This window comes from Streptomyces sp. MAI_2237 (genome assembly GCF_054189285.1).
In genome coordinates this window covers 1,114,290-1,135,669 of sequence record NZ_JAJPGQ010000003.1, presented here as the reverse complement: position 1 = coordinate 1,135,669, position 21,380 = coordinate 1,114,290, and the positions used below count along the sequence as shown (strand labels likewise).

23 protein-coding genes, 1 tRNA gene and 1 pseudogene are annotated in these 21,380 nt (G+C 69.0%); 8 read left to right on the top strand and 17 right to left on the bottom strand.

Translation table 11 applies throughout. The features are described from left to right. Positions 1 to 23 precede the first annotated feature (23 nt). Positions 24 to 488, bottom strand: coding sequence for a RidA family protein (locus tag LN251_RS15555; RefSeq protein WP_458244948.1), 465 nt, complete (start codon positions 486 to 488; stop codon positions 24 to 26). Further along, the gene (locus tag LN251_RS15550) at positions 488 to 646 is read right to left on the bottom strand and encodes a DUF4177 domain-containing protein (RefSeq protein ID WP_003991873.1); all 159 of its coding nucleotides are present in this window, start codon (positions 644 to 646) and stop codon (positions 488 to 490) included. The genes LN251_RS15555 and LN251_RS15550 overlap by 1 nt, the downstream gene beginning before the upstream one ends. A gap of 95 nt (positions 647 to 741) precedes the next feature. Between LN251_RS15550 and LN251_RS15545 the strand changes: the two genes are divergently transcribed. Both LN251_RS15545 and LN251_RS15540 read left to right on the top strand, forming a co-directional pair. Next, positions 742 to 1,719, top strand: coding sequence for an ArsA family ATPase (locus LN251_RS15545; RefSeq protein WP_458244947.1), 978 nt, complete (start codon positions 742 to 744; stop codon positions 1,717 to 1,719). A 58-nt stretch (positions 1,720 to 1,777) separates the two neighbouring features. Then, complete coding sequence (locus LN251_RS15540; protein ID WP_458244946.1) at positions 1,778 to 3,124, top strand: ArsA family ATPase; 1,347 nt, start codon at positions 1,778 to 1,780, stop codon at positions 3,122 to 3,124. 44 nt (positions 3,125 to 3,168) lie between these two features. Here the strand turns inward: LN251_RS15540 and wblA are convergent, their stop codons facing one another. After that, positions 3,169 to 3,507 carry a transcriptional regulator WblA gene (gene wblA, locus LN251_RS15535; protein WP_058924101.1) on the bottom strand — a complete coding sequence of 113 codons (339 nt, stop codon included), beginning with the start codon at positions 3,505 to 3,507 and terminating at the stop codon, positions 3,169 to 3,171. Between the two features lie 407 nt (positions 3,508 to 3,914). On the opposite strand from wblA, the pseudogene LN251_RS15530 reads away from it, so the two are divergent. Then, positions 3,915 to 6,192, top strand: a pseudogene (locus tag LN251_RS15530) (transglycosylase domain-containing protein). Between the two features lie 211 nt (positions 6,193 to 6,403). Here LN251_RS15530 and LN251_RS15525 read toward each other — a convergent pair. Next, the gene (locus tag LN251_RS15525; protein ID WP_058924103.1) at positions 6,404 to 6,871 is read right to left on the bottom strand and encodes a GatB/YqeY domain-containing protein; all 468 of its coding nucleotides are present in this window, start codon (positions 6,869 to 6,871) and stop codon (positions 6,404 to 6,406) included. Positions 6,872 to 7,000: 129 nt separating this feature from the next. Between LN251_RS15525 and LN251_RS15520 the strand changes: the two genes are divergently transcribed. The 3 genes from LN251_RS15520 (at position 7,001) to LN251_RS15510 (ending at position 9,022) form a co-directional block, all read left to right on the top strand. After that, positions 7,001 to 7,927: a metallophosphoesterase gene (locus LN251_RS15520; protein WP_458244945.1), complete on the top strand. Its 927-nt coding sequence runs from the start codon at positions 7,001 to 7,003 to the stop codon at positions 7,925 to 7,927. 194 nt (positions 7,928 to 8,121) lie between these two features. After that, the gene (locus tag LN251_RS15515; RefSeq protein WP_458244944.1) at positions 8,122 to 8,907 is read left to right on the top strand and encodes a Pr6Pr family membrane protein; all 786 of its coding nucleotides are present in this window, start codon (positions 8,122 to 8,124) and stop codon (positions 8,905 to 8,907) included. Between the two features lie 41 nt (positions 8,908 to 8,948). After that, positions 8,949 to 9,022: transfer RNA gene (locus LN251_RS15510), tRNA-Pro, on the top strand. Between the two features lie 83 nt (positions 9,023 to 9,105). Here the strand turns inward: LN251_RS15510 and LN251_RS15505 are convergent. From LN251_RS15505 to LN251_RS15445, 13 genes are all read right to left on the bottom strand, one after another. Then, on the bottom strand, positions 9,106 to 10,311 hold the full coding sequence (locus tag LN251_RS15505) for a site-specific integrase (protein ID WP_458244943.1): 1,206 nt from the start codon (positions 10,309 to 10,311) through the stop codon (positions 9,106 to 9,108). Between the two features lie 72 nt (positions 10,312 to 10,383). Next, complete coding sequence (locus LN251_RS15500) at positions 10,384 to 10,593, bottom strand: helix-turn-helix domain-containing protein (protein WP_458244942.1); 210 nt, start codon at positions 10,591 to 10,593, stop codon at positions 10,384 to 10,386. 217 nt (positions 10,594 to 10,810) lie between these two features. Beyond that, positions 10,811 to 11,986, bottom strand: a complete 1,176-nt coding sequence (locus tag LN251_RS15495) for a DUF3631 domain-containing protein (protein ID WP_385955376.1) — start codon at positions 11,984 to 11,986, stop codon at positions 10,811 to 10,813. After that, positions 11,983 to 12,339 (bottom strand): hypothetical protein, encoded by a 357-nt coding sequence (locus tag LN251_RS15490; protein WP_458244941.1) that lies wholly within the window; start codon positions 12,337 to 12,339, stop codon positions 11,983 to 11,985. Before LN251_RS15490 ends, LN251_RS15495 begins: the two co-directional genes overlap by 4 nt. Next, positions 12,336 to 13,226, bottom strand: a complete 891-nt coding sequence (locus tag LN251_RS15485; RefSeq protein ID WP_458244940.1) for a bifunctional DNA primase/polymerase — start codon at positions 13,224 to 13,226, stop codon at positions 12,336 to 12,338. The genes LN251_RS15490 and LN251_RS15485 overlap by 4 nt, the downstream gene beginning before the upstream one ends. Further along, positions 13,223 to 13,930 carry a DNA methylase gene (locus LN251_RS15480; protein ID WP_458246727.1) on the bottom strand — a complete coding sequence of 236 codons (708 nt, stop codon included), beginning with the start codon at positions 13,928 to 13,930 and terminating at the stop codon, positions 13,223 to 13,225. Before LN251_RS15480 ends, LN251_RS15485 begins: the two co-directional genes overlap by 4 nt. 138 nt (positions 13,931 to 14,068) lie before the next feature. Then, positions 14,069 to 14,530: a hypothetical protein gene (locus LN251_RS15475; RefSeq protein ID WP_458244939.1), complete on the bottom strand. Its 462-nt coding sequence runs from the start codon at positions 14,528 to 14,530 to the stop codon at positions 14,069 to 14,071. After that, entirely contained in the window at positions 14,527 to 14,736 is a 210-nt protein-coding gene (locus LN251_RS15470; protein WP_458244938.1) for a hypothetical protein, read from the bottom strand. The genes LN251_RS15475 and LN251_RS15470 overlap by 4 nt, the downstream gene beginning before the upstream one ends. 14 nt (positions 14,737 to 14,750) lie before the next feature. Continuing rightward, a complete protein-coding gene (locus tag LN251_RS15465) occupies positions 14,751 to 15,008 on the bottom strand; it encodes a hypothetical protein (protein ID WP_458244937.1) in 258 nt (85 codons plus the stop codon). Between the two features lie 141 nt (positions 15,009 to 15,149). Continuing rightward, entirely contained in the window at positions 15,150 to 17,375 is a 2,226-nt protein-coding gene (locus tag LN251_RS15460) for a cell division protein FtsK (RefSeq protein WP_458244936.1), read from the bottom strand. 89 nt (positions 17,376 to 17,464) lie between these two features. Continuing rightward, the gene (locus LN251_RS15455; protein ID WP_458244935.1) at positions 17,465 to 17,836 is read right to left on the bottom strand and encodes an RRQRL motif-containing zinc-binding protein; all 372 of its coding nucleotides are present in this window, start codon (positions 17,834 to 17,836) and stop codon (positions 17,465 to 17,467) included. After that, positions 17,836 to 18,834 (bottom strand): DUF2637 domain-containing protein, encoded by a 999-nt coding sequence (locus tag LN251_RS15450; protein ID WP_458244934.1) that lies wholly within the window; start codon positions 18,832 to 18,834, stop codon positions 17,836 to 17,838. The genes LN251_RS15455 and LN251_RS15450 overlap by 1 nt, the downstream gene beginning before the upstream one ends. Next, on the bottom strand, positions 18,831 to 19,121 hold the full coding sequence (locus LN251_RS15445; RefSeq protein ID WP_458244933.1) for a hypothetical protein: 291 nt from the start codon (positions 19,119 to 19,121) through the stop codon (positions 18,831 to 18,833). The genes LN251_RS15450 and LN251_RS15445 overlap by 4 nt, the downstream gene beginning before the upstream one ends. Before the next feature lie 463 nt (positions 19,122 to 19,584). Here LN251_RS15445 and LN251_RS15440 point away from each other — a divergent pair, with 463 nt between their 5' ends. Both LN251_RS15440 and LN251_RS15435 read left to right on the top strand, forming a co-directional pair. After that, positions 19,585 to 19,959, top strand: coding sequence for a GntR family transcriptional regulator (locus tag LN251_RS15440; RefSeq protein ID WP_458244932.1), 375 nt, complete (start codon positions 19,585 to 19,587; stop codon positions 19,957 to 19,959). Positions 19,960 to 20,117: 158 nt separating this feature from the next. Beyond that, positions 20,118 to 21,365 carry an XRE family transcriptional regulator gene (locus LN251_RS15435; RefSeq protein ID WP_458244931.1) on the top strand — a complete coding sequence of 416 codons (1,248 nt, stop codon included), beginning with the start codon at positions 20,118 to 20,120 and terminating at the stop codon, positions 21,363 to 21,365. Positions 21,366 to 21,380 lie beyond the last annotated feature (15 nt).

The window sequence follows — 21,380 nt, the reverse complement described above, 5'->3', positions numbered from 1 at the left end:
TGGTTACGGGACCAGAGCGGTGGTTACGGAACCAGCTCGACCTGGACCTCGACCTCCACGGGCGCGTCCAGCGGGAGCACCGCCACGCCGACCGCGCTGCGCGCGTGCACGCCCTTGTCGCCGAGGACCTCGCCGAGCAGCTCGCTGGCGCCGTTGATCACGCCGGGCTGGCCGGTGAAGTCCGCCGCCGAGGCGACGAAGCCGACGACCTTCACCACGCGCGCGATGCGGTCCAGGTCGCCGGCGACCGACTTCACGGCGGCCAGGGCGTTCAGGGCGCAGGTACGGGCGAGCTCCTTGGCCTCCTCGGCCGTGACCTCGGCGCCGACCTTGCCGGTGACCGGAAGCTTGCCCTCGACCATCGGGAGCTGGCCGGAGGTGTAGACGTACGCGCCCGACTGGACGGCCGGCTGGTAGGCGGCGAGCGGCGGGACGACCTCCGGCAGCGTGAGACCGAGTTCGGCCAGCCGGGCCTCGACGGCGCCCATCACTGCTTCTCCCGCTTCAGGTAGGCCACCAGCTGCTCGGGGTTGTTCGGCCCGGGCACGACCTGGACGAGCTCCCAGCCGTCCTCGCCCCAGGTGTCCAGAATCTGCTTCGTGGCGTGGACGAGCAGGGGCACGGTTGCGTATTCCCACTTGGTCATGTGGCCGACTCTAGCCGTTGCCCGGCCACCGTCCGTCGTCGCGTTGTCCACAGGCCGCCGCGTGATCCGCACGGCGACTGGTTAGGCTCGAATACGTGAGCAGGCTCCAGGTCGTCAGCGGCAAGGGCGGGACCGGAAAGACCACGGTCGCCGCCGCTCTCGCGCTGGCCCTCGCGACCGAGGGGAAGCGGACGCTTCTCGTCGAGGTCGAGGGGCGCCAGGGCATCGCGCAGCTCTTCGAGACCGAAGCGCTGCCCTATGAGGAGCGGAAGATCGCCGTCGCTCCAGGGGGCGGGGAGGTGTATGCCCTCGCCATCGATCCAGAACTGGCCCTTTTGGACTACCTCCAGATGTTCTACAAACTCGGAGGTGCCGGAAGAGCGTTGAAGAAACTCGGCGCCATCGACTTCGCCACCACCATCGCGCCGGGCCTCAGGGACGTGCTCCTGACCGGCAAGGCCTGCGAGGCCGTGCGCCGGCGGGACAAGAGCGGCCGGTTCGTCTACGACTACATCGTCATGGACGCTCCGCCCACGGGCCGCATCACCCGTTTCCTGAACGTCAACGACGAGGTGGCGGGCCTGGCGAAGATAGGGCCGATACACAATCAGGCGCAGGCCGTGATGCGGGTGCTGAAGTCGGCGGAGACGGCCGTGCACCTGGTGACGCTGCTGGAGGAGATGCCCGTCCAGGAGACCGTGGACGGGATCGCCGAACTGCGCGCCGCGCGGCTCCCGATGGGCCGGATCATCGTCAACATGGTGCGGCCCGAGGTGTTGGACGGGACCGACCTGGAACTCGTACGGGGCGTGCCGCGTTCCACTGTCGCGAAGGCACTGTCGGCGGCGGGGCTGGGCGGCGCGCGGCGCGGCGGGAACGCCGAGAAGCTGGTGGACCCGCTGCTGCGGCAGGCCGAGGAGTACGCCGAGCGGTACACGCTGGAGCACGAGCAGCGCTCGGTGCTCGCCGAGACGGGCCTGCCGCTGCACGAACTGCCGCTGCTCGCCGAGGGCATGGACCTCGCGGGGCTGTACGAGCTGGCCGCCGAGCTGCGCGAGCAGGGCCTGTCATGAGCCGGAGCACGATGCGCGAGCCCACCGGCCGGAGCACGATGCGGAAGCAGGGGATGTCATGAGTCCGGACCTGGCAGGCGCCCAGGAGAGCCCGCGCCAGCACCGCCTCTCCGCCGCGCGCGTCCTCGACGTCGACCCGTTGCTCGACGACCCGGGGACGCGGATCGTGGTGTGCTGCGGCTCGGGCGGCGTGGGCAAGACCACGACGGCCGCCGCGCTGGGCCTCAGGGCCGCAGAGCGCGGCCGGAAGGTGGTCGTCCTGACCATCGACCCGGCCCGGCGGCTCGCCCAGTCCATGGGCATCGACTCCCTGGACAACACCCCGCGCCGGGTGAAGGGCGTGGAGGGCGACGGCGAACTGCACGCCATGATGCTGGACATGAAGCGCACCTTCGACGAGATCGTCGAGGCGCACGCGGACGGCGAGCGGGCGACCGCGATCCTGTCGAACCCCTTCTACCAATCGCTCTCCGCGGGCTTCGCCGGTACGCAGGAGTACATGGCGATGGAGAAGCTGGGCCAGTTGCGGGCGCGCGACGAGTGGGACCTGATCGTCGTCGACACCCCGCCCTCCCGTTCGGCGCTGGACTTCCTGGACGCCCCGAAGCGGCTCGGGTCCTTCCTGGACGGCAAGCTGATCCGCGTCCTGCTCGCGCCGGCCAAGGTCGGCGGCCGGGCGGGGATGAAGTTCCTGAACGTCGGGATGTCGATGATGACCGGCGCGCTGGGCAAGGTGCTCGGCGGTCAGCTGCTGAAGGACGTCCAGACGTTCGTGGCGGCCATGGACTCGATGTTCGGCGGCTTTCGCACACGCGCGGACGCCACGTACAAGCTGCTGCAGGCGCCGGGCACGGCGTTCCTGGTGGTGGCGGCCCCCGAGCGGGACGCGCTGCGCGAGGCCGCCTACTTCGTGGAACGGCTGGCGGCCGAGGACATGCCGCTCGCCGGTCTGGTACTCAACCGGGTCCATGGCAGCGGCGCCGACCGGTTGTCGGCCGAGCGCGCGCTCGCCGCCGCGGAAAATCTTGTGGAGTCCCGCATTGTGGATCAGGACGGCGGGAAAGCTGGACTTCGTAACTCTCCCGACACGTACGGCAGTTCAGAATCTCCCGCATCCGAGCCCGCCGAGTCCGAGGCGTCCGGGGCCAACTCCCCCGGTCCGGACGATGAGGACCAGGGTGTCGACCGTCTCGCCGCGGGCCTGCTAAGGCTGCACGCGGAACGTATGCAACTGCTCTCCCGCGAGCAGCGCACGCGTGACCGCTTCACGGCACTCCACCCCGAGGTCGCGGTGGCCGAAGTGGCCGCGCTGCCCGGCGATGTGCACGACCTCGTGGGCCTGCGGGACATCGGCGACCGGCTCGCGGCCAACCGGCCGGAGTTGCCCGACTCCGTCGTCGACTGAGCCGAGGGGTGCGCTCCTGACGGGCGCTTCCTCGAGGGGTGCCCTCAGCTCACCGCCGCGTAGTTCTCGTACACCTCGTCGTCGTCGAGCGGCAGGATGCCCACCCCCCGCTCGTACTCCACGCGCGCCGTCTCCAGCAGCCGGCGCCAGGAGGTCACGGTGGGCCGCCTGCGCAGAAGTGCGCGGCGCTCGCGCTCCGTCATGCCTCCCCACACGCCGAACTCGACGCGATTGTCCAGCGCGTCAGCCAGGCATTCAGTGCGTACCGGACATCCGGTGCACACCGCCTTGGCCCTGTTCTGCGCTGCTCCCTGAACGAACAGTTCATCCGGATCGGTAGTGCGACAGGCGGCCTGCGCACTCCAGTCGGTTACCCAGCCCATACCGGCGCCGTCCTCTCCCGAATCGAGGCTCCCCCACGGCGGCAGCGGCATATTCACCGCCGCCAGTTGAGGACGTTACGGAAGGTGGGCACAGCGCAACACCCCCTTCGGGCCCAATCTTGAATGGCCCGAACGGACTATGCGTAAGCGGCAGATCACCCGGGGGAGTGAGCTGGTAACATGCGTGACCTTCCCGGCAATCCGGGACAGTTCCACTGAGTCACAACGGACGCCAGGTGACACAGAAGGCGGATTCGGACACGCCCCCACCAGAAAGTCGGGGAACCTCCGGAACGATTCGGGGTCGCCGGACGTATTGATACGTGGCCCTACTGCTGTGACAGTTGAGAGCAGCTTAGGCCAAGGCATATACGCGTGTCCGGCGATTGAGAACGTAGGCTGCCCTCATGCCAAAGAAGCGCTCGGGCGGTGGCCTGTCCCCCACGCAGCAGGCCGCCAAGTTCCTCGGTGTCAGTGTGCTCGCCGGTGCCGTCATGGCCGGTATCGCACTGCCCGCCGTCGGCGCGCTCGGACTCGCGGCCAAGGGGTCGGTGGAGAGCTTCGACGAGCTCCCGGCCAACCTCAAGACCCCGCCGCTGAGCCAGCGCACCACGATCCTCGACGCCGACGGCGGCCAGATCGCCACGGTCTACTCGCGCGACCGGACGGTCGTCGCCCTCAAGGACATCTCGCCGTACATGCAGAAGGCGATCGTCGCGATCGAGGACGCGCGGTACTACCAGCACGGAGCGGTCGACCTCAAGGGCATCCTGCGCGCACTGAACAAGAACGCGCAGAGCGGCGGCGTCTCCGAGGGCGCCTCGACGCTCACCCAGCAGTACGTGAAGAACGTGTTCATCGAGGAGGCCGGCGACGACCCGACGAAGGTCGCCGAGGCCACCCAGCAGACGCTCGGCCGCAAGATCAAGGAGCTGAAGTACGCGATCCAGGTCGAGGAGGAGCTCGGCAAGAAGAAGATCCTCGAGAACTACCTGAACATCACGTTCTTCGGGGAGCAGGCCTACGGCGTCGAGGCCGCCTCCCAGCGCTACTTCTCCCGGCACGCCAAGGACCTCAGCCTCCAGCAGGCGGCGCTGCTCGCGGGCATCGTGCAGTCCCCGAGCCGCTACGACCCTGTCAATGACGAGGCGGAGGCGACCAAGCGCCGCAACACCGTGCTGCAGCGCATGGCCGACCTCGGGGACATCTCGCAGGCGGAGGCCGACAAGGCCAAGAAGACCTCGCTGGGCCTCGACCCCAGCCAGCCCAGGAACGGCTGCATCACCGCCGTGAAGGGCGCGGGCTTCTTCTGTGACTACGTCCGCGAGATCTTCCTCAACGACCCGATCTTCGGCCGGACCAAGGAGGCCCCGGGCCAAGGTCTGGAACCAGGGCGGCCTGAGGATCCGCACCACCCTCGACCCGCAGGCCCAGGAGTCGGTGCAGTCCTCGATCAAGGACCACGTCTACAAGAGCGACGACGTGGCCACCGCCGCCACTCTCGTCGAGCCCGGCACCGGCAAGATCCTCGCGATGGGCCAGTCGCGGCCGTACGGCTTCGGCAAGCACGAGACGCAGATAAACCTGTCGGTCAACCAGTCCATGGGCGGCGGCGCGGGCTACCAGCCCGGTTCGACGTTCAAGCCGATCGTGGCCGCGGCCGCCATCGAGGGCGGCACGCCGGCGACGCAGTCTTACTCCTCGCCGTACGAGATGGACTACCCGAGCCCGGTGTCGATCTGCAACGGCGGGCAGTGGCGCGACGACCCGAACAACCCGACCAAGCTGAGCAACGAGAGCGAGTCGGAGCACGGCCCCTACAGCATGAAGCAGGCGACCGCGAAGTCGGTCAACACCTACTACGTGCAGCTGATCAGCGACATCGGCATCTGCCCGGTCGTCGACATGGCCAAGAAGATGGGCGTGCAGCGCGCGGACGGCGCCAAGATGCGGCAGGCCCCCTCGATCGCGCTCGGCACCCAGGAGATGTCGCCGCTGACGATGGCGAACGCGTACGCGACCTTCGCCTCGCGCGGCATGTACTGCACGCCGATCGCCATCGAGTCCATCAGCCAGCGGATCGGCGACAAGACGAAGTCGCTGCAGGTGCCGAAGTCGACCTGCTCGCGGGCGATGTCGGAGAAGACCGCCGACACCGTGACCACGCTGCTGAAGGGCGTGGTCGAGGACGGTACCGGTCAGCAGGCCGGCCTCAGCGACCGCCCGAGCGCCGGTAAGACCGGTACGACGGACAACCGCTACGCCGCCTGGTTCGTGGGCTTCACCCCGAACATGGCGGGCGCGGTCTGGGTCGGCGACCCGACCCACAAGCGCCAGATGAAGCAGATCACCATCGGCGGCGTCTACCACGACCTCGTCTACGGCGCCGACACGCCCGGCCCGATCTGGAAGGACGCCATGACCGGCGCCCTGGAGGGCAAGCCCGTCGAGTCCTTCAACCTGATCGACATCCCCGACGGCCCCAAGGGCAAGGGGAAAGGCAACGGCAACGGCGACGGGAAGAACGGCGGCAACGGGAACGGCGGCATCTTCGGCGGCCTGACCAACGGAGGCAACACCAACGGCGGCGGCGGGACCACCTTCCCCACGCCCACCTTCTCCATCCCGGACAACCTGTTCCAGGGCACGACCAACGGGAACGGCAACGGGGGGCGGCGCGGCTGACGCCGGGACCGGTCGGTACGTATGCGCCGGGACCGGTCGTTGCGTAAGACGGCGGGACCGGTCGGCACGCAAAACGGCGGGACCGGTCGCTACGTACGATGCCGGGACCGGTCGCTGCGTAAGACGCCGGGACCGGTCGGTACGCAAAACGGCGGCCGCATTTCCACCTGCCGGTGGGAATGCGGCCGCCGTGCGTGTAGGTGCGCAGCCCTCAGCCGGCCAGCAGCTTCTTCACCACCGCCGCGACACGGCCGCCCTCGGCCAGGCCCGCGACCTTGGGGTTGACGATCTTCATGACGGCGCCCATGGCACGCGGCCCCTCGGCACCCGAGGCCTTCGCCTCCGCGACCGCCTCCGCCACGATCGTGTTCAGCTCCTCGTCGCTGAGCTGCTTGGGCAGGTACGCGGCGAGCAATTCGCCCTCCGCCTTCTCCCGCTCGGCCGACTCGGTACGACCACCCTGCGCGAAGGCGTCGGCCGCCTCACGACGCTTCTTCGCCTCCTTGGTGATCACCTTGAGGACCTCGTCGTCGGAGAGCTCGCGCTTCTCCTTGCCCGCGACCTCCTCCTTGGTGATCGCGGTGAGCGTCAGCCGGAGCGTCGAGGAGCGGAGCTCGTCGCGCTCCTTGATCGCGGCGTTGAGGTCTTCCTGCAGCTTCGACTTGAGCGTGGTGGTCATGCGTCCGATTGTCGCAGGTACGCTACGCCGGACGCCCGCCCATTTAAGGGGGAGGCGGGAACGGGCGTTGAAGGGGAGGCGGGAACGAGGGCGGCTCAAGTCACCTCGCCGGTCTGACACGATGGAGGTATGCGCGCTCGATACGGAGTACCTCTGGGGATCGCGGCGGCCGGCGCCGCCGGTGTGGCCTACGCGGCGGGCTTCGAAGCCCGCTCCTTCCGTCTGCGGAGGGTGACCGTCCCCGTGCTGCCCGCCGGAATGCGCCCCCTGCGGCTGCTGCAGGTCTCCGACATCCACATGGTCGGCGGCCAGCGCAAGAAGCAGCGCTGGCTGCGCTCCCTGGCCGGCCTGCGCCCCGACTTCGTGATCAACACGGGCGACAACCTGTCGGACCCCGAGGGCGTGCCGGAGGTCCTGGACGCGCTGGGCCCGCTGATGGAGTTCCCGGGGGCGTACGTCTTCGGCTCGAACGACTACTACGGCCCCAAGCCGCGCAACCCCGCCCGCTATCTGCTGGAGAAGGTCCAGGGCCGGCACGGCCTGAACGGCAACCCGCCGGCCTTCGGCGCGATCCACAACCCGTGGGAGGACCTGCGGGACGCCTTCGACGCGGCGGGCTGGCTGAACCTGACCAACACGCGCGGCACCCTGAAGATCGACGGGATGGCACTGGAGCTGACGGGCCTGGACGACCCGCACATCAAGCGCGACCGGTACGCCCAGGTGGCGGGCGGCCCGTCGGACGCGGCGGCCTTCTCGATGGGCGTGGTGCACGCGCCGTACCTGCGCGTGCTGGACGCCTTCACGGCCGACGCTTACCCCCTGATCCTCGCCGGCCACACGCACGGCGGCCAGCTCTGCATCCCCTTCTACGGCGCCCTCGTCACCAACTGCGACCTGGACACCGACCGGGTCAAGGGCCTGTCGCGGCATGTGTCGGAGGGCCGTACGTCGTATCTGCACGTGTCGGCGGGCTGCGGGACCAACCGCTACACGCCGGTACGGTTCGCCTGTCCGCCGGAGGCGACGCTGTTGACGCTGGTGGAGGGGGCGTAGGGGCTGGGCGCGGGGGCGGGAGGCCTCGGCAGGATCACTGCGGGTACGCGGGCGATCAACCCACAAGGCCCGCGGCCCCCTCCGGATCGAGGCGGGCGATCAACCCACACGGCCCGCTCCGGATCGAGGCAGGCGATTAACCCACACGGCCCGCCCGCATCGCCGTAAATGCCCCCTTTGCCTAGCTTGAGGGCATGACGGCCCCGATACCCAGGGACATCCCGGACCTTCCCGCGGTCCCGGGCGTACCCGCGCTGCTGGCCTCGCCGGTCCCCGCCACGGCGGTGGTGACCCCCGTACGCCACCCACTGACCGCGCTCTACCGCCTCCTGGTCGCCCTCGCGGCGGCCGGGGCGGTGACGATCGAACTGCTCCTCGGCAGCCCGGTCCGGATCCTGAGCTACTTCACAATCCAAAGCAACCTGCTGCTGGCCCTGGTCCTGGCCCTGTCGGCCCGTCGAGCATGGTCGGCACGCCGTCCACTCCCCCCAGGGCTGACCGGAGCGGCGCTCCTCTACATCACGATCACGGGCCTGGTGTACCACCTGCTGCTGGCCAGGGCATCGAGCCCGTTCGCGATGAACGGCGAAACCGCCCCGCCGACGGGCTGGCACTGGGTCACCGACCAGGTCCTCCATACGGCGACCCCCATCGCCGCGGTCCTGGACTGGCTGCTGCTGACCGCCCCCGGCCGCCTGCACCTGCGCCAGGCGGCGACCTGGCTCCTCTATCCCCTCGCCTACCTGACGCTCTCCTTCATCCGGGGCGAGCTGATCCTCCCCGGCACGCCGGGCCGCTATCTCTACCCCTTCCTCGACGTCGACCTGCACGGCTACAAGAGCGTCCTCGGCAACGCCCTCCTCCTCGGCCTCGCCTTCTACGCCCTCGCCCTCCTCCTGGTCGCCGTCGATCACGCCCGCCCGAACCCCGTCCGCCGCCGCGCCAAAACCGGATTTCGCCTACAGCCACCGGTGGGCTAAAGTAAACGACGTCGCCGCGACAAGCAGGACAGCAGCGACATCGGGGTGTAGCGCAGCTTGGCAGCGCGCTTCGTTCGGGACGAAGAGGTCGTGGGTTCAAATCCCGCCACCCCGACGCTGGTCAGAGGGCAGGTAGTAAATTTACTACCTGCCCTTTGTCGTACCCGGGGGGCCAAAAAGGGGGCCAAACGGATTTGATCAGGCTCCGGCGTCGCCCTCGGCCTCGCCGGCCGCGCCCTCCCCTTCCTGGTCTTCGGCGAAGATGTCGTCCATTGCTTCGGCCCCCTCAGTGATCACGGGCCGGAGCTGCTTCCGGTAGACCGCTTCTGTAGTGGCCTGGCTGCTATGGCCGACCAGGAGTGCGATGCGCTCCAACGGGATGCCGTGGTCGGAGAGCAGGGACACGAAGCTGTGCCGGAGCTCCCGAGGTGTCCACTCCGGCTCCAGCCCGGCTTTCTTCACGATGGCCTTGAAGTCGCGACGGACGTTGGCTGCATCGAGTGGCTCACCGGTGCGGGTCGTGAAGACGTGGCCGGTTGGGCTCCACTCCAGCCCTCTCGATGCCCGCTCCTGCTTCTGCCAGCGCAGGTGCTCTTCCAGGACGTCCACCACCTGCTTCGGTAGAGCGATCGTCCGGCGGCTCTTCCTGGTCTTGGTCTCACCATGCTTGCGCACTGAGCGCCACACCGCGACGTGGGGCGGAATGCCGTCCTCTGGGTCCAGGAAGACATGATCCCAGGTGAGGGGTCGCGCCTCTTCTGTGCGGACCCCGCTAAGGAGGGAGAGCACGAGGTAGGCGTACAGCCGAGACGGACGCGCGGCGAGGAGTACTGCTTTGGCCTGCTCTAGGTTCAGTGCCTTGCTCGGCCGCCCTGGGCGTCCCTCGGGCGCTGTGACGAGCAGGGCGACGTTCCGCGCGGCTTTGTCCCTCCGCTGAGCATGCGCGATGGAGCGACGCAGGATGGCGAGCAGGTCACGCAGGCTTCGGGTCGCAAGGAATTCGGCCCTGTCGTCCAACCAGTCGTCGACATCGTCCGCACTGAGTTCCTTCAGCTTGGCCTTGCCGATGAGCGGGATCAGGTGCTTGTTCGCCATCGAGCGGTTCTTGCCGATGGTGCCCTTCTCGTCGCGCCCCTTAAGCCCACGCTCCAACCAGTCGCTCACCGCGTCGGCCACGGTGTAGTTGGCCGGCGCCTTGACGCCGGTCTGCAATTCTTTCTTCAGGTCGCGGATCTTGTTGCGAACCTCGGTCTTCGTCTTGCCGTACACCTTCGGTCGACGGCGCTTGCCGTTCGGGGCGTACCCAAGTGAGACGGCTCCCACAAAACACTTCTTGGCAGGGTCCCAATAGATCGTGTCCGCACCGTGGCCTGCCCTTTGGGCCCGTTTCGGGGTCTCGCTCATGTTCTGTTGTCCTCCATGGGGCAGGGCCGCACCCTGATTGGCGCGGCCCTGCGGAAGTCGGGTGATGAGGATTCAGGCGGTGGTCTCTGCCTCGCGCTTGAGGAGTTCGACGTACCGCTCGATGTACTCCGGCGGGACGAGACGGCGACGGCCGATGCGGACGGTCTGAAGTCGTCCGAGGCGTATCTCCTCGTAGACCATCGAGCGTCCGATCCTGAGAGCCTTGGCCGCCTCTTCGGGTCGGTAGAGGAGCTGTTCGGCACGTTCAGCAACGGTGGCCATGCGGCGGTGCCTCCTCGGCAGGGTTCCGGGGGCGGTGGCCCCTTTCCTGTCAGGTCCGCTACTTCCGCTACCTCCGCTACCGCCCTGGTCAGGGGCCTGATCCAGGTAGCGGATAGGGGTAGCGGTAGCGGATGGAGCCGCTACCGGCCCCGGGTTCGTGGCCGCGGGGCGGGTAGCGGATGGGGTGTTGCGGTAGCGGATGCGGAGCGGCTTGCCGCTACCCCGAAACGGCCTCTGAGCTGCCAGGTAGCGGAGGTAGCGGAAGTAGCGCACTTTCCGCGGGGGGTGGGCAGTAGCGCTGCCACGCGTCGTGCAGGTCGCTCGCGTAGTAGCCCTTCATGACGCTCCCGCCAGCCTTGATGTTGCGGGCCGCAATGGGGGTGTTGTCCGCAGTCATGTACTCCCGCAGCATCCTCGACAGCCCGCGCGCATCGAGCGGCTTGCCGCTCATGTCCGCCCACGGCGCCTCTTCGAGGCTGTGCAGCCGGTCGAGGATGGCGACGGTGGGCAGGCGGTCGATGCCGTTGAACACGTAGTCGCGCAGGTCCGTGAGCAGGCGGATACCGATGCTGCCCTTGTCACTGGTCTTGGCCGCGTTCACCAGCTCGATGCACGCGGTGCGGGCCCGCTCCGGCCACGCGCCGCCCGCAGCGTCCGCGATGGCGAGCAGCGGCTCCCACACGTCCGCCGGCCGATCGCTGATGCCCTCCGGCAGTTCCGGGAACACCCCATCGACTAGATGCCGCACGGACTGTGCCCATGCGGCGAGCCGGTCACGCAGCGCGTGCCCCTCCTTCTCGTGGATGCGCTGCCGGAACGGCTCAACCCGCTCGTTCGGTGCACGGCGGCGCATGCGGACGATGACTGAGCGGGTCAGGATCGTGTCCGGCAGCGAGCCGAGACCGGCGACCGCGACCCCGCAGAACGACGGGAACTCCTGTACTTGCTGGTTGGAGCCGTCGCCTACGCAGCGCCACATGACGCCGGAGCGGCGATGACCGGCGTTCAGGAAGCCGCGGAGCTGTTCGTTCTCTCCAGCCTTGGGCCCGAAGACGGTATCGATCTCATCGAACAGGATCGTGGGTCGTCCCTCCATCCCGGACACCGCGCGAAAGAGCGCGGAGGCGGATGCGTTGACCGCGACCATCGGTTGCGGCACGAGGGTTTCCACGATCTCCAGGGCCCGGGACTTCCCCGAACCCGGCTCCGGCGACAGGAACGCGAGCCGCGGTGTGGAGTCGAAGCAGTCGAGCAGGTGCGCGTGTGCGTCCCACAGCGTCACGGCGACGTACGCGGCTTCGAGAGGGAAGATGTTGAAGCGTCGGTGGAAGGCTTCCACCTCATCGAGCAGTGCGGAGCCGTCCATGGCGGGTGCCGGCGGGTTGGCGCTCATGCCGCCTGCCTCCCTTCCTGGTTGGTGCGGAGCGGGCATGCGTCGCGGTGGGCGGTGTGGTCTTCGATCAGGGCGAGCACCTTCGCGTGCCCGACGGCGCTGCGGTCCCTGCCGCACAGGCACTTCGAGGTGGCGGTAGGCACAGCGCCGCGCGGTGCGCAGATGCACAGCCACGCGATCGGGTACCGGCCGTCGCCCCGGTACGGGTCAGGACGAAGAGCAGTTCGGACGCCCTTGTGGGCGGCACCCTTCGGCTCGCCCACGGCCGGTCCGGGCGGGGCTTGTGTGGCGGCGCCCGGACCGGCCGGGGTGCCGGGAAGGCTCTTCAGTGCATGGCGGGGCGGGGTGCTCATGCCGCCCTCCCCTGAGCGTTGCGCGCAATCGACCAGTTCAGACCGCTGCGAATGGTCGCCTCACACGACCGCGGTGACAGACCGGCCCGCTCCCCCGCCCACTGAAGAGCCTCCTCAACTTGCTCCCTGGGAAGGTCGCCCCACGCGATGAACCGCCCCAAGGCTCGCGCCGCCCGCAGCAACGTGGCGTTGCGCTCGCCCTCCGGCGCCTGCCGCACGGACGCGGTTTCCGCGTTCAAGCCCGCTACGGCATAGCTGGACGCCCGCACGGACGACGGTCCAGCCGTTAGTGCCCGCGAAGCCTGACGGACCGTCAGGCGGGCGCACAGCCATTCCGGCAGGGGTGCGGGCGGCATGTCATTTACGACCGCGTAGGCACCCGCGGGGGTGAGGCTGCCGGGGGCGACGACGTAGCCACCCCACGCGCGGGTGTCGACGCGCTTGCCGAGCCGTCCGGCCGTGTTGCCGAGCCGAACGCCGGGCGGGGTGGCGAAGTACAGGTGGACCCCGCCGCTCGCGGTCCGCACCGTGCGGGTGGTGGGCACGGCCTGCCCGGCGCGCTCGCAGAGCGCCGTGAAGGTCGTCACGCCGTTAGGCGTGTCCGTACTGCTCTTGCGCTTCGGCATGTCGAGGTCGACGACGACCAACCCGGACGGGCCGGTCGCGATGCCGACGTTGAACGGCAGATCACCCCACGCCCGGCGGATGCGGTCCGGGTCGATGGTGGCGCGCTCTTCCCACTTGCGGTGACCGCCCGCGCAGTCCCCGATGCCGGGGCACACGTCCTCACCATGCAGGGCCGGACGCTTGTCGCCCGGACGCAGCGGGAGGACAGCCCAGCCTCGCTCCGCAGCGTCCAGCGCGGCGTACAGGAGGTGACGGTTCATGCCGCCACCCCCAGCACGTTGGAGGCGACGAAGGCGTGTCCGATCCACTCCGTGTAGGCGGGCGGGATGGCTTCGGTCAGTTCCTCGCGCACGTCGGTCCACGTGATGCCCATCGCGGCCTGAAGTTCCGGGATGGACGGCTTGCCCCCGCCGTTGCCGTACGCGGCCACGTACGGGCCGTCGTAGAAGCGGCCGTGCCTGTAGCCGCGCACCCGCCCGCGGTGCGGGACGTGCGCCGGCTGCTCGATGATCCAGCCGCCCAACTCGAAGTTGCGGTGCCGGATCACCCCGAGCCCGAACATCTCGCCGCACAGCGTGAGGTCTTTGCGGATCTCGGCACGGCCGTTGGGCTGCTCGATGACGTACGGCAGACCGGTCTTGTCGAGCAGGTCTCGGGTGGGCGCCACGAGGTCTTCATGGGTTCCGCCCCACCCTTGGGACCGGTTGGTGCCCACGGTCAAGGCGCACTTGTCCTGGCACGGAGGGGAGGCGTGCACGAGCGTGTACCGCTCGATGTCCCCAGAGAGGATGAGCGCGGCGAGCCATTCGAGCGCGTCACCCCGGTGCTGTGGGAAGGGGTAGTTCGGCCGGTCGGCGATGTCGACACCGTCCACGACAAATCCGGCACGGGCGTAGCCCACGGCGGCGCCGCCGGCGCACGAGAACAGATCCAGCAGGTGCGGTCGGAGTCGACCGCGCCCCATCGGAGTGGCTTGGGCCGGACGGCCCTCGCCGAATGCACGACGTTCGGTCATGCTGGAGGTCTCCTTGTTCTGTTGGAGGGACAGGAGAACCGGGGCGGGCGCAGGCTTGTGGTGAGACGGCGGCCGCCTCGGGCGTAGCTAGCTGTGGAAGTGGTTGCGCTTGAAGACGGCCTTGCGGATGTTGACCGTGGTCCCGCTGCCGTGGCCGCTCGCGCTGAAGACCTGTACGGCGACCCAGCCGCCGAAGATGACGGCGGCGAGGGTGATGAGCTGAGTGATGAGCGCGGTCAGGGCGGTGATGAATGCGGTCAGCAGGAACAGCCCGCCGCACACCGCGGCGAACCCGATGCCCCCGAGGGCGATGTTCACCGCCGCGCGGGAGACGGGCGGCTTGGCCGCGACCGATTCGGACTTGACGGGTTCGAGGGCGTAGCCGGTGACGACGCTGCCGTCCGGCAGGACGATGGTCGTCACCGCCGCGATCGTGGCCGGCTGCATCGGTACGACGGGTGCTGACGGCAGGGGGGCGAGCGGGGTGGGCCGGTGGACTTCCACGGTCGCCTCACGGCGGCCGGGTATGAGGTTGGCGTGCTCGATCACAGGGAGCCTCCTTCAGTTGCCAGGGTGGACAGGGCGTCGGCGGACGCCTGCACGAGGTTGTGGATGGGCTCGTACGCGCCGGTCCCGGCGGCGAAGAACCCGAACAGGAACAGGACGATGGCGGCGCCGCCCCCGGCGGACCTGGTCTTGACGGCGAGGGCGGATGCGGCGCCGAACAGCAGCACGGCGGAGATGTTCAGGATCATCGGGAGCCTTCCGGTCAGGGGGTGTCGGTGCCAGCGCGGTAGATGCGGGCCCAGCGGTTGTAGAGCCAGCGGCCGACGCGTATGCGCTTGCCGGTGGCCTTGCAGCGGCGGCAGTCCTTGCCGCGCTTCATGCGGCCCTTGCGGTCTGTCTTCATGTCGAAGCCCCAGCCGTTGCACTTGCGGCAGTTGCCGAACGGCGAGACAGCACACACGGCGACGTAACACATCGTCACACCGAGAATCAGGGTGATAGCGAGCAGGACAGGGGTCACGACGGGCCCTTCCAGGCGGGTATCAGGGGTTTCCGCAGGTGGGCCGCTATCCGCTAGCGGCCTGATCAGAGCGGGTTTGGGGCGCTAGCGGAGCCGCTAACGTTAGCGGGGTGTGCCGCTAGCGCTAGCGGCCCCGGAGCCTCAGCCCGCGTCGCGCTTTCCATCACGCTCCGCAATCACTGTGACGATGTGGGAGCGGTCGATGCCGCGCCGGTTGACGACCTTGCCCTTGACGCGGCGGCCCACCTGGATCGTGGAGACGCCGTGCGGCTTCAGGGCGGCGGCGAGCCCTTCGGGGTCCCATCCGTCGTAGACCTCCTCGCGCAGCTCTGCGAGCCGGGCGACGACGGTCTCGGACCACACCTTGGGCTCATCGGCCGGCACAACCGCGAGGATGTCGCGCAGCAGGTCATACGCGCTGGTGACCGGCTCGGGTGCCTCCCCAAGCGCGTGCCCGGACAGCGTGCCCGCTTCCTCGCGCAGGCGGCGAGCGCGGGCGCCGATGGCTTCGGCGCCCCGTCCGTCGATGTAGACGGACCGCACGATCCGAGCGTCCGAGCCTTCACCGACGAAGTAGTGAATGCCCTTGTCACCCCAGGCGAACATGGTCGCCCGCACGCCACGCTTGTACGCGGACGTGCCGAGCACCATGTCGTTTTCGAGCTGACCCATGACCTTCAGGCACCACCGGGCCGACGCGTTCGCGCTGATGCCGGTGGGCAGCGCCTTGGCGTCCGGGCGCTGCGTGGCGAGCAGGAGCACGATGCCGGTGGCCGGACCGCGCTTGACCAGGTCGGTTGCGATCTCCTCGAACTCCTTGGCGTGCTCGGGGTGCTCGAACAGCACCTGGCACTCATCCACCCCGATCACGATCGGGTGCAACCCGAGGGAGCGCTTGTCGGCGAGAGCGCTGGTCACCTTCGACTCCGGGCAGACATCCCGCGGAAGCGAGCGGATCACCTTGGTACGGCGGCGCAGTTCCTCGCGCAGTGCCCGGAAGTCGTTCAGGCAGTACTCGATGGACTCGTCGTCGTCGCCCGCGGCGTGGCGGTGGGAGACGGCGTCGCCGACCGGGTCGAGGTCCCCCGTGCCCTTCATGTCGTAGGTGTGCAGCTCCGCCCGCGGGTCGAGGGCGGCGATGAGCAGCAGCAGCCTGAGCAGGAACGTCTTGCCCATGCGCGGGATGGCGCCGATGACGCCCGCGATGTACATCAGCGTCGCTTCGACCCAGCGTCCACGCTGGTCGGTGCCGTAGGCAACCGGCTTGAACAGGTCGACCGAACCCGACTTGAGCAGCGGCCACTTGGGCTGATTGGCTCGGGACATGTCCTGATCCCCCACCCACAGCACGAGGTGGCCCGTGTGCTCATCCGGTACCGCCTCGGGCCACACGCACCCAAGCGGGCGGCGCAGGCCGGAAGCGAGCCGGTCGCGACGGTCGATGACGTCGGTCACCGTGACGCCGTACGGGAGGTTGCCCTCCGCGCGCCAACCGGGCCCGTCGCGGGTGATGGGAGCGGTGAACTCGAACCCGTCGCGGCCCTTGGCCTGCGCCTGGTTGATGGCGGGGATGCCGAGCGCCCCGAGTGCCCGCAGCACGATGTCACTGGTGAGCTTGACCGCCTTGGGCAGTTCCACCGCGCGGTGGATGACCGGGGCGTCCGCCTGCCGTCCGGCGAACCCGAGAGCCATCACGACCGCGCTCACCGACACCGCCTGAAGCCAGTCGGGGGCGAGCACGTAGATGGCGAGCGCGGCTCCGAGCCCGATGAACATGGCGAGCACCGCCACGAGGGTGCGCAGTCGAACGCGTCCGTCGCGCTGCCGGGACAGCTTCAGGTACTCCGCGGCGTCCTCACGGCGAACTGCGGCGAGTCGGACCGGCTCTCCCTCACGGTCGGCCACCCACCGCATGGTGCCGCCGACGAACCGGGCGGCGCCGGTCGGGGCTTGCAGGGCGAGCCGGGCAGCGTAGACCGGGGCACGCAGCGCGTGATACCCGGCGGCGTGCGCGTAGTGGCGGGCCACCCACGCCGCGGCGGTCCGCAGCTCTGCCAGCGACCGCAGCCACTCGGGAACGACCGCACGGCGGTGCGCTCCGGCCAGCCGACCGAGGTAGCCGGGACCCGTGGCCCGCGGGGTCGGTTGGTCGACCATCACGGGTGCGGTCGGGTCGGCCGACTCTGCACCCGACCGGTCCGCGCCGGAGTCGGCCGACGGGTCGGAATCGGGTCGGGTGGTCGGGTCGGCCGACTCCGTACGGGCAGACCGCGCCTTGTCGAGGTCGACTACCTCGCCCCCGGAGTCGGTGCTCATCTCTGCTTCGAGTCGGTTGAACAGTTCGTTCTCGTCGTCGGGGTGCTTCACTGAAAGTCCCTTCCAAGGGGAGGAAGGCGGGGTCCGGCCGTCGCTGTAGGAGGTGGGCGGACGGACCCCGCCGGATCGTGATGTGCAGGTCAGGCGGCGCGCTGTTCCTTGGGGTAGGCGCAGGGCACGCACATGCCGAGCGACGTGGGGATGGCGTATCCGGCGTCCTGCCGGCAGGCGGGGCAAGTGCGGCGGGCGCGGTTCGCCTTGGCGAGCGCGGCCCACTTGCCCGGCGTCATCGGACGGACAGGCTTGGCTCGGTCGACGCGATAGAGGTAGGCAACCAGCGGGCCGCGCCGGTGGCGCGGGCGCATGATCTGCGCCGCGATGGACTGCCCACCGGGCCGCAAGCCGCGAGCCCGTAACTGCCGTTTGGTGGCGAGTCCGTCGGGGGCACAGCGCCACGGGTAGGTGGGCAGTCCGTGCCTCGCGCCGGTCGGGTCGAAGCACTTGGCGAACATCAGGCAGCCTCAGCCGTCGTGCCGTCGTCCTCCGTGTTGTCCACGGAGTGCAGCGGACGGCCGTTGGCACGCTCCGCCTTCAACTGCTCCCGCAAATTGCGGGCGTTGGCCTGCGAGACATGCAGCGTGGTGCGCAGACGGTCCGCGGTCAGCTCCGCCTCGGTCCACTCCGCGGTGACCGTGCGCGCCTCGGTCAGCGCCTCCTCGAAGGTGCGCTGTGCCTTGGCTTTGCCCTTGGCGGAGGTCCGGCGGCGCGGACGCGGCTTGGCGTCGACCGGTGCCGGCGGATTGTCCGCCGGAGGTGGCACGGGCGTCTCCTGCTCAGCAGCGGGAGCCAAGTCGCCCATGCGCAGCATCACGCGCTCGCGCCGCGGGGTCTTCGAGCGCCACTTGCGGCCGTAGCGCTCGCGCAGATCCGCGCGGGCCAACTGCCGTTCCTTCTCTCGCGTCAGCGCTTCGGAGTAGGAGGTGACCTCCCAAAGCGTCATGCGGCGCCACAGCGCGAACGTGGAGGGGAAGGCGAGCAGCCAGCGGGAGAACCGGATCTTCTCCATGCGCCGACCGGTGGCAGCGCCGATCCGCACGGCGTAGATGTGCGCGCCGATCTCGGAGAACACCACCCAAAGCAACGGCATCGTGCCGTGGGCGACCTTGGCCCACATGCCCTGTCCGGCGGCGATGTTCAGCCCGCAGGTGATGAGGGTGAGCGCCCATGGCACGAACCGCACCCACGCGAGCGCCATGTCCATGCGGATCAGCAGCAGGTTGGCGACGGTGAACACGGGGATAGCCACGTCGATCCCGACCGGCAGCATCCACGGCTCTCCGAAACCCCATCGCAGCGCGGCTGCGGACACGGCGTCGAAGGAGGAAATCAGACCGAGTGCACCGACTCCGGCCGCGGCGAGCGCACCGACTCCGGCAAGCCCCATCTCCGGCTTCGTCAGCGGCGGCACCCCGGACGCGGGCGTCTTGGTGGTGGGGGCTGTGGTGGTCATGCCGCCACCGCCTTGCGTGCCGCGCGCCGGCGCCGGGCGGGACGGGTAAGGGGCATGACGTCGAACAGGTCCGGGTTCTCCTCGATGACCTGCGCGGCGATGCGGATCAGGTCGTCGGGAAGGTCGGGGTTGTCAGCGAGGATGTCGCGCGCCGCGTCCTCGCGGGCCGCGCGCTCTTCGTCCGACTCGCCCTCGACCCCGAGCCACAGCTCAATCGGGGTGCCGAGCGCCAGCTCCGCGAAGTCCGCGGCAGAGACGGCCTGTTGGTGGCCGATGTACGTACGCATGACAGCTCCTGAAGTGGGAGGGACACGGAGCCGGAGAGCCGCAGGCGTTTGGTGAGACGGCGACTACTCCGGAAGAACCCGAGCCGCAGCGCGGCAGGGGAAAGCGCCCCGACCGGGAGTCGAACCCGGCCTGCGACCATCGGGGCGGCAGTGCATGTCTCCTTCATCGCGACCGCGCTCCCGTGTCAGGTAGAGCTGTCCGGCCTCGAAGTAGGCGTATGGAGACGTGACCTTTCGGTCTAAGCCCTCCGGTTAATGACAAGGCGCCGGGTCGCCTCCCCCCGTCCAATGCGGGGCTCCTGGTCGTGCGGTTTTGCAGGTCAAGCACTTGCAGACACAGCTGGCGAAGCCTTTTCGGGGCTATCGTGCTGATGCGTAACAGCATGTACTAGCACGTACCACGACGCAAGAGGGTCGCAGAGATTCGTGCTAGGTCGTACTAGGGGTGGGTACGCTCGATGGCGTGACGAGCGCTGAAATCTCGAAAGACGACCCGAGACCGGAGTCTGAGCAGGCGGCCGACATCCTGCGGCAAGAGATCTTGCGTGGCGACATCAAGCCGGGGGCCCATGTGGGCTCCGTGCGAGACTTGGCCACACGGTTCAAGATTTCGGGAATGACGGTGCAGCGAGCCCTTGCGATCCTGCGTGAGGATGGGCTCATCCTGACCACGTCGCGCGGCAGCTACGCCCGCGATCCGCAGCAAGCCGACGAAGCCGACGCGGGTGTCGACCTTCCCGAAGTCCTGCGTCAGCTCGAACATCTCACCTCCCAAGTCTCGGAGCTCCGCGGCAGGCTCGAAGCGCTCGAACGCCGCTCCGTGCCGGGTGGTGCGTGATCTGCAACCAGCATGCAGGGAACGGGAGTTGAGAGGTAAGTGACAGCCAGGGGACGGAAGATCGGAGTAGGGGACATGTCCGGTGACACCCGCCTGTCACCTTCCCTGTCCCCCCGGCTCGCGCGCGAGACTCGGAGCAGGCACTCGGAGGAGGGCGCATGAACGACGACAGGCCGGCATGGGCGCGGCGCATCGCTGCCGAACGAGCGGCCCGCGATTGGTCGCAGCGTGACGCCGTGAGGGCACTGCGGGGGCACGCTCCGACAGAGCTGCCCGCGGAAGAAAGCATGATTCGCCAGTGGAAGCGCTGGGAGTCAGGCCAGATGCCGAACGACTTCTACCAACCGATCATCGCGGCCGTCTTCGGCACCGTGACGCACGCGCTCTTCCCGGCGCCTGCCCGGCGAGACGGGGACACAGAGATTCTGGCCGCGTCCGGCATGGAAACGCTGGAGATCGTGAGCCGCCTCAACCGGTCCGACGTTGACAACGCCACGCTTGATGCCTTGCGGATCACAGCGGACCGGCTCGCCTCGGAGTACCCCTTCATGCCGAGCGAACAGCTTCTCATCGAGGGGCGGCAGTGGCTCCGCCGTGTCGTTGAGCTCCACACGAAGAGCCTCACGCTCGCGCAGCACCGCGAGGTTCTCGCACTGTCCGGTTGGCTCGCGCTGCTGGTCGGCTGTGTCGAGTACGACACGGGCGACCGACACGCGGCCGAGTCGACGCGACAAGCTGCTCTCTCCCTCGCGACTGAGGCAGACCATGCAGAGGTCGCCGGATGGGCCCACGAGATGCGGGCATGGTTCGCCCTCACGACCGGCGACTACCGCGGCGTCATCGCGGCGGCGCGGGCCGGAGCCGAGACGGCGGCGCACCACGGCGTGGCAGTGCAGCTCGCTGCCCAGGAAGCCAAGGCGTGGGCGCGGCTCGGAGACCGCCGGCAAGTCGAGGTCGCCTTGGACAAGGGGCGGCGAATCCTTGAAGGGATGCCCTACCCGGAGAACCTGGACAACCACTTCGTGGTGGACCCGGCCAAGTTCGACTTCTACGCGATGGACTGCTATCGCCTGGTCGGTGAGGACAAGCTCGCGCGCACGCTCGCCGAAGAGGTACTGAGGGCAGGAACGGACTTCGACGGCATCGAGCGCTCACCCATGCGCAACGCTGAAGCCCGCGTCACGCTGGGGGTCACGGCGGCGCGTGAAGGCGACTTGGAGCAGGCACTCATCATGGGGGAGCGGGCCCTCGAAGGAGACCGCAAGTCGGTGCCGTCCCTGATCATGACCAGCCGCGAACTAGCTGCTGAGATGAAGCGTCGATACGCCGCAGAACCTGCGGCACAGGACTACCTCGCACGGCTGCAAGCGCTCGGGCAGGAGAAGCCCGGGTTCCTCCCTCAGTAACGCGCGAACCACGGC

Excerpts from the sequence above, each read along its gene's own strand:
- LN251_RS15480 (WP_458246727.1), bottom strand. The coding sequence starts at position 13,930 with ATGGGGCGCGGTCGACTCCGACCGCACCTGCTGGATCTGTTCTCGTGC.
- LN251_RS15485 (WP_458244940.1), bottom strand. The coding sequence starts at position 13,226 with ATGAACCGTCACCTCCTGTACGCCGCGCTGGACGCTGCGGAGCGAGGC.
- LN251_RS15435 (WP_458244931.1), top strand. The coding sequence starts at position 20,118 with ATGAACGACGACAGGCCGGCATGGGCGCGGCGCATCGCTGCCGAACGA.
- LN251_RS15450 (WP_458244934.1), bottom strand. The coding sequence starts at position 18,834 with ATGACCACCACAGCCCCCACCACCAAGACGCCCGCGTCCGGGGTGCCG.
- LN251_RS15525 (WP_058924103.1), bottom strand. The coding sequence starts at position 6,871 with ATGACCACCACGCTCAAGTCGAAGCTGCAGGAAGACCTCAACGCCGCG.
- LN251_RS15455 (WP_458244935.1), bottom strand. The coding sequence starts at position 17,836 with ATGTTCGCCAAGTGCTTCGACCCGACCGGCGCGAGGCACGGACTGCCC.
- wblA (WP_058924101.1), bottom strand. The coding sequence starts at position 3,507 with ATGGGCTGGGTAACCGACTGGAGTGCGCAGGCCGCCTGTCGCACTACC.
- LN251_RS15500 (WP_458244942.1), bottom strand. The coding sequence starts at position 10,593 with ATGGCCACCGTTGCTGAACGTGCCGAACAGCTCCTCTACCGACCCGAA.
- LN251_RS15445 (WP_458244933.1), bottom strand. The coding sequence starts at position 19,121 with ATGCGTACGTACATCGGCCACCAACAGGCCGTCTCTGCCGCGGACTTC.
- LN251_RS15555 (WP_458244948.1), bottom strand. The coding sequence starts at position 488 with ATGGGCGCCGTCGAGGCCCGGCTGGCCGAACTCGGTCTCACGCTGCCG.
- LN251_RS15540 (WP_458244946.1), top strand. The coding sequence starts at position 1,778 with ATGAGTCCGGACCTGGCAGGCGCCCAGGAGAGCCCGCGCCAGCACCGC.
- LN251_RS15495 (WP_385955376.1), bottom strand. The coding sequence starts at position 11,986 with ATGAGCGCCAACCCGCCGGCACCCGCCATGGACGGCTCCGCACTGCTC.
- LN251_RS15505 (WP_458244943.1), bottom strand. The coding sequence starts at position 10,311 with ATGAGCGAGACCCCGAAACGGGCCCAAAGGGCAGGCCACGGTGCGGAC.
- LN251_RS15520 (WP_458244945.1), top strand. The coding sequence starts at position 7,001 with ATGCGCGCTCGATACGGAGTACCTCTGGGGATCGCGGCGGCCGGCGCC.
- LN251_RS15550 (WP_003991873.1), bottom strand. The coding sequence starts at position 646 with ATGACCAAGTGGGAATACGCAACCGTGCCCCTGCTCGTCCACGCCACG.
- LN251_RS15470 (WP_458244938.1), bottom strand. The coding sequence starts at position 14,736 with ATGATCCTGAACATCTCCGCCGTGCTGCTGTTCGGCGCCGCATCCGCC.
- LN251_RS15515 (WP_458244944.1), top strand. The coding sequence starts at position 8,122 with ATGACGGCCCCGATACCCAGGGACATCCCGGACCTTCCCGCGGTCCCG.
- LN251_RS15490 (WP_458244941.1), bottom strand. The coding sequence starts at position 12,339 with ATGAGCACCCCGCCCCGCCATGCACTGAAGAGCCTTCCCGGCACCCCG.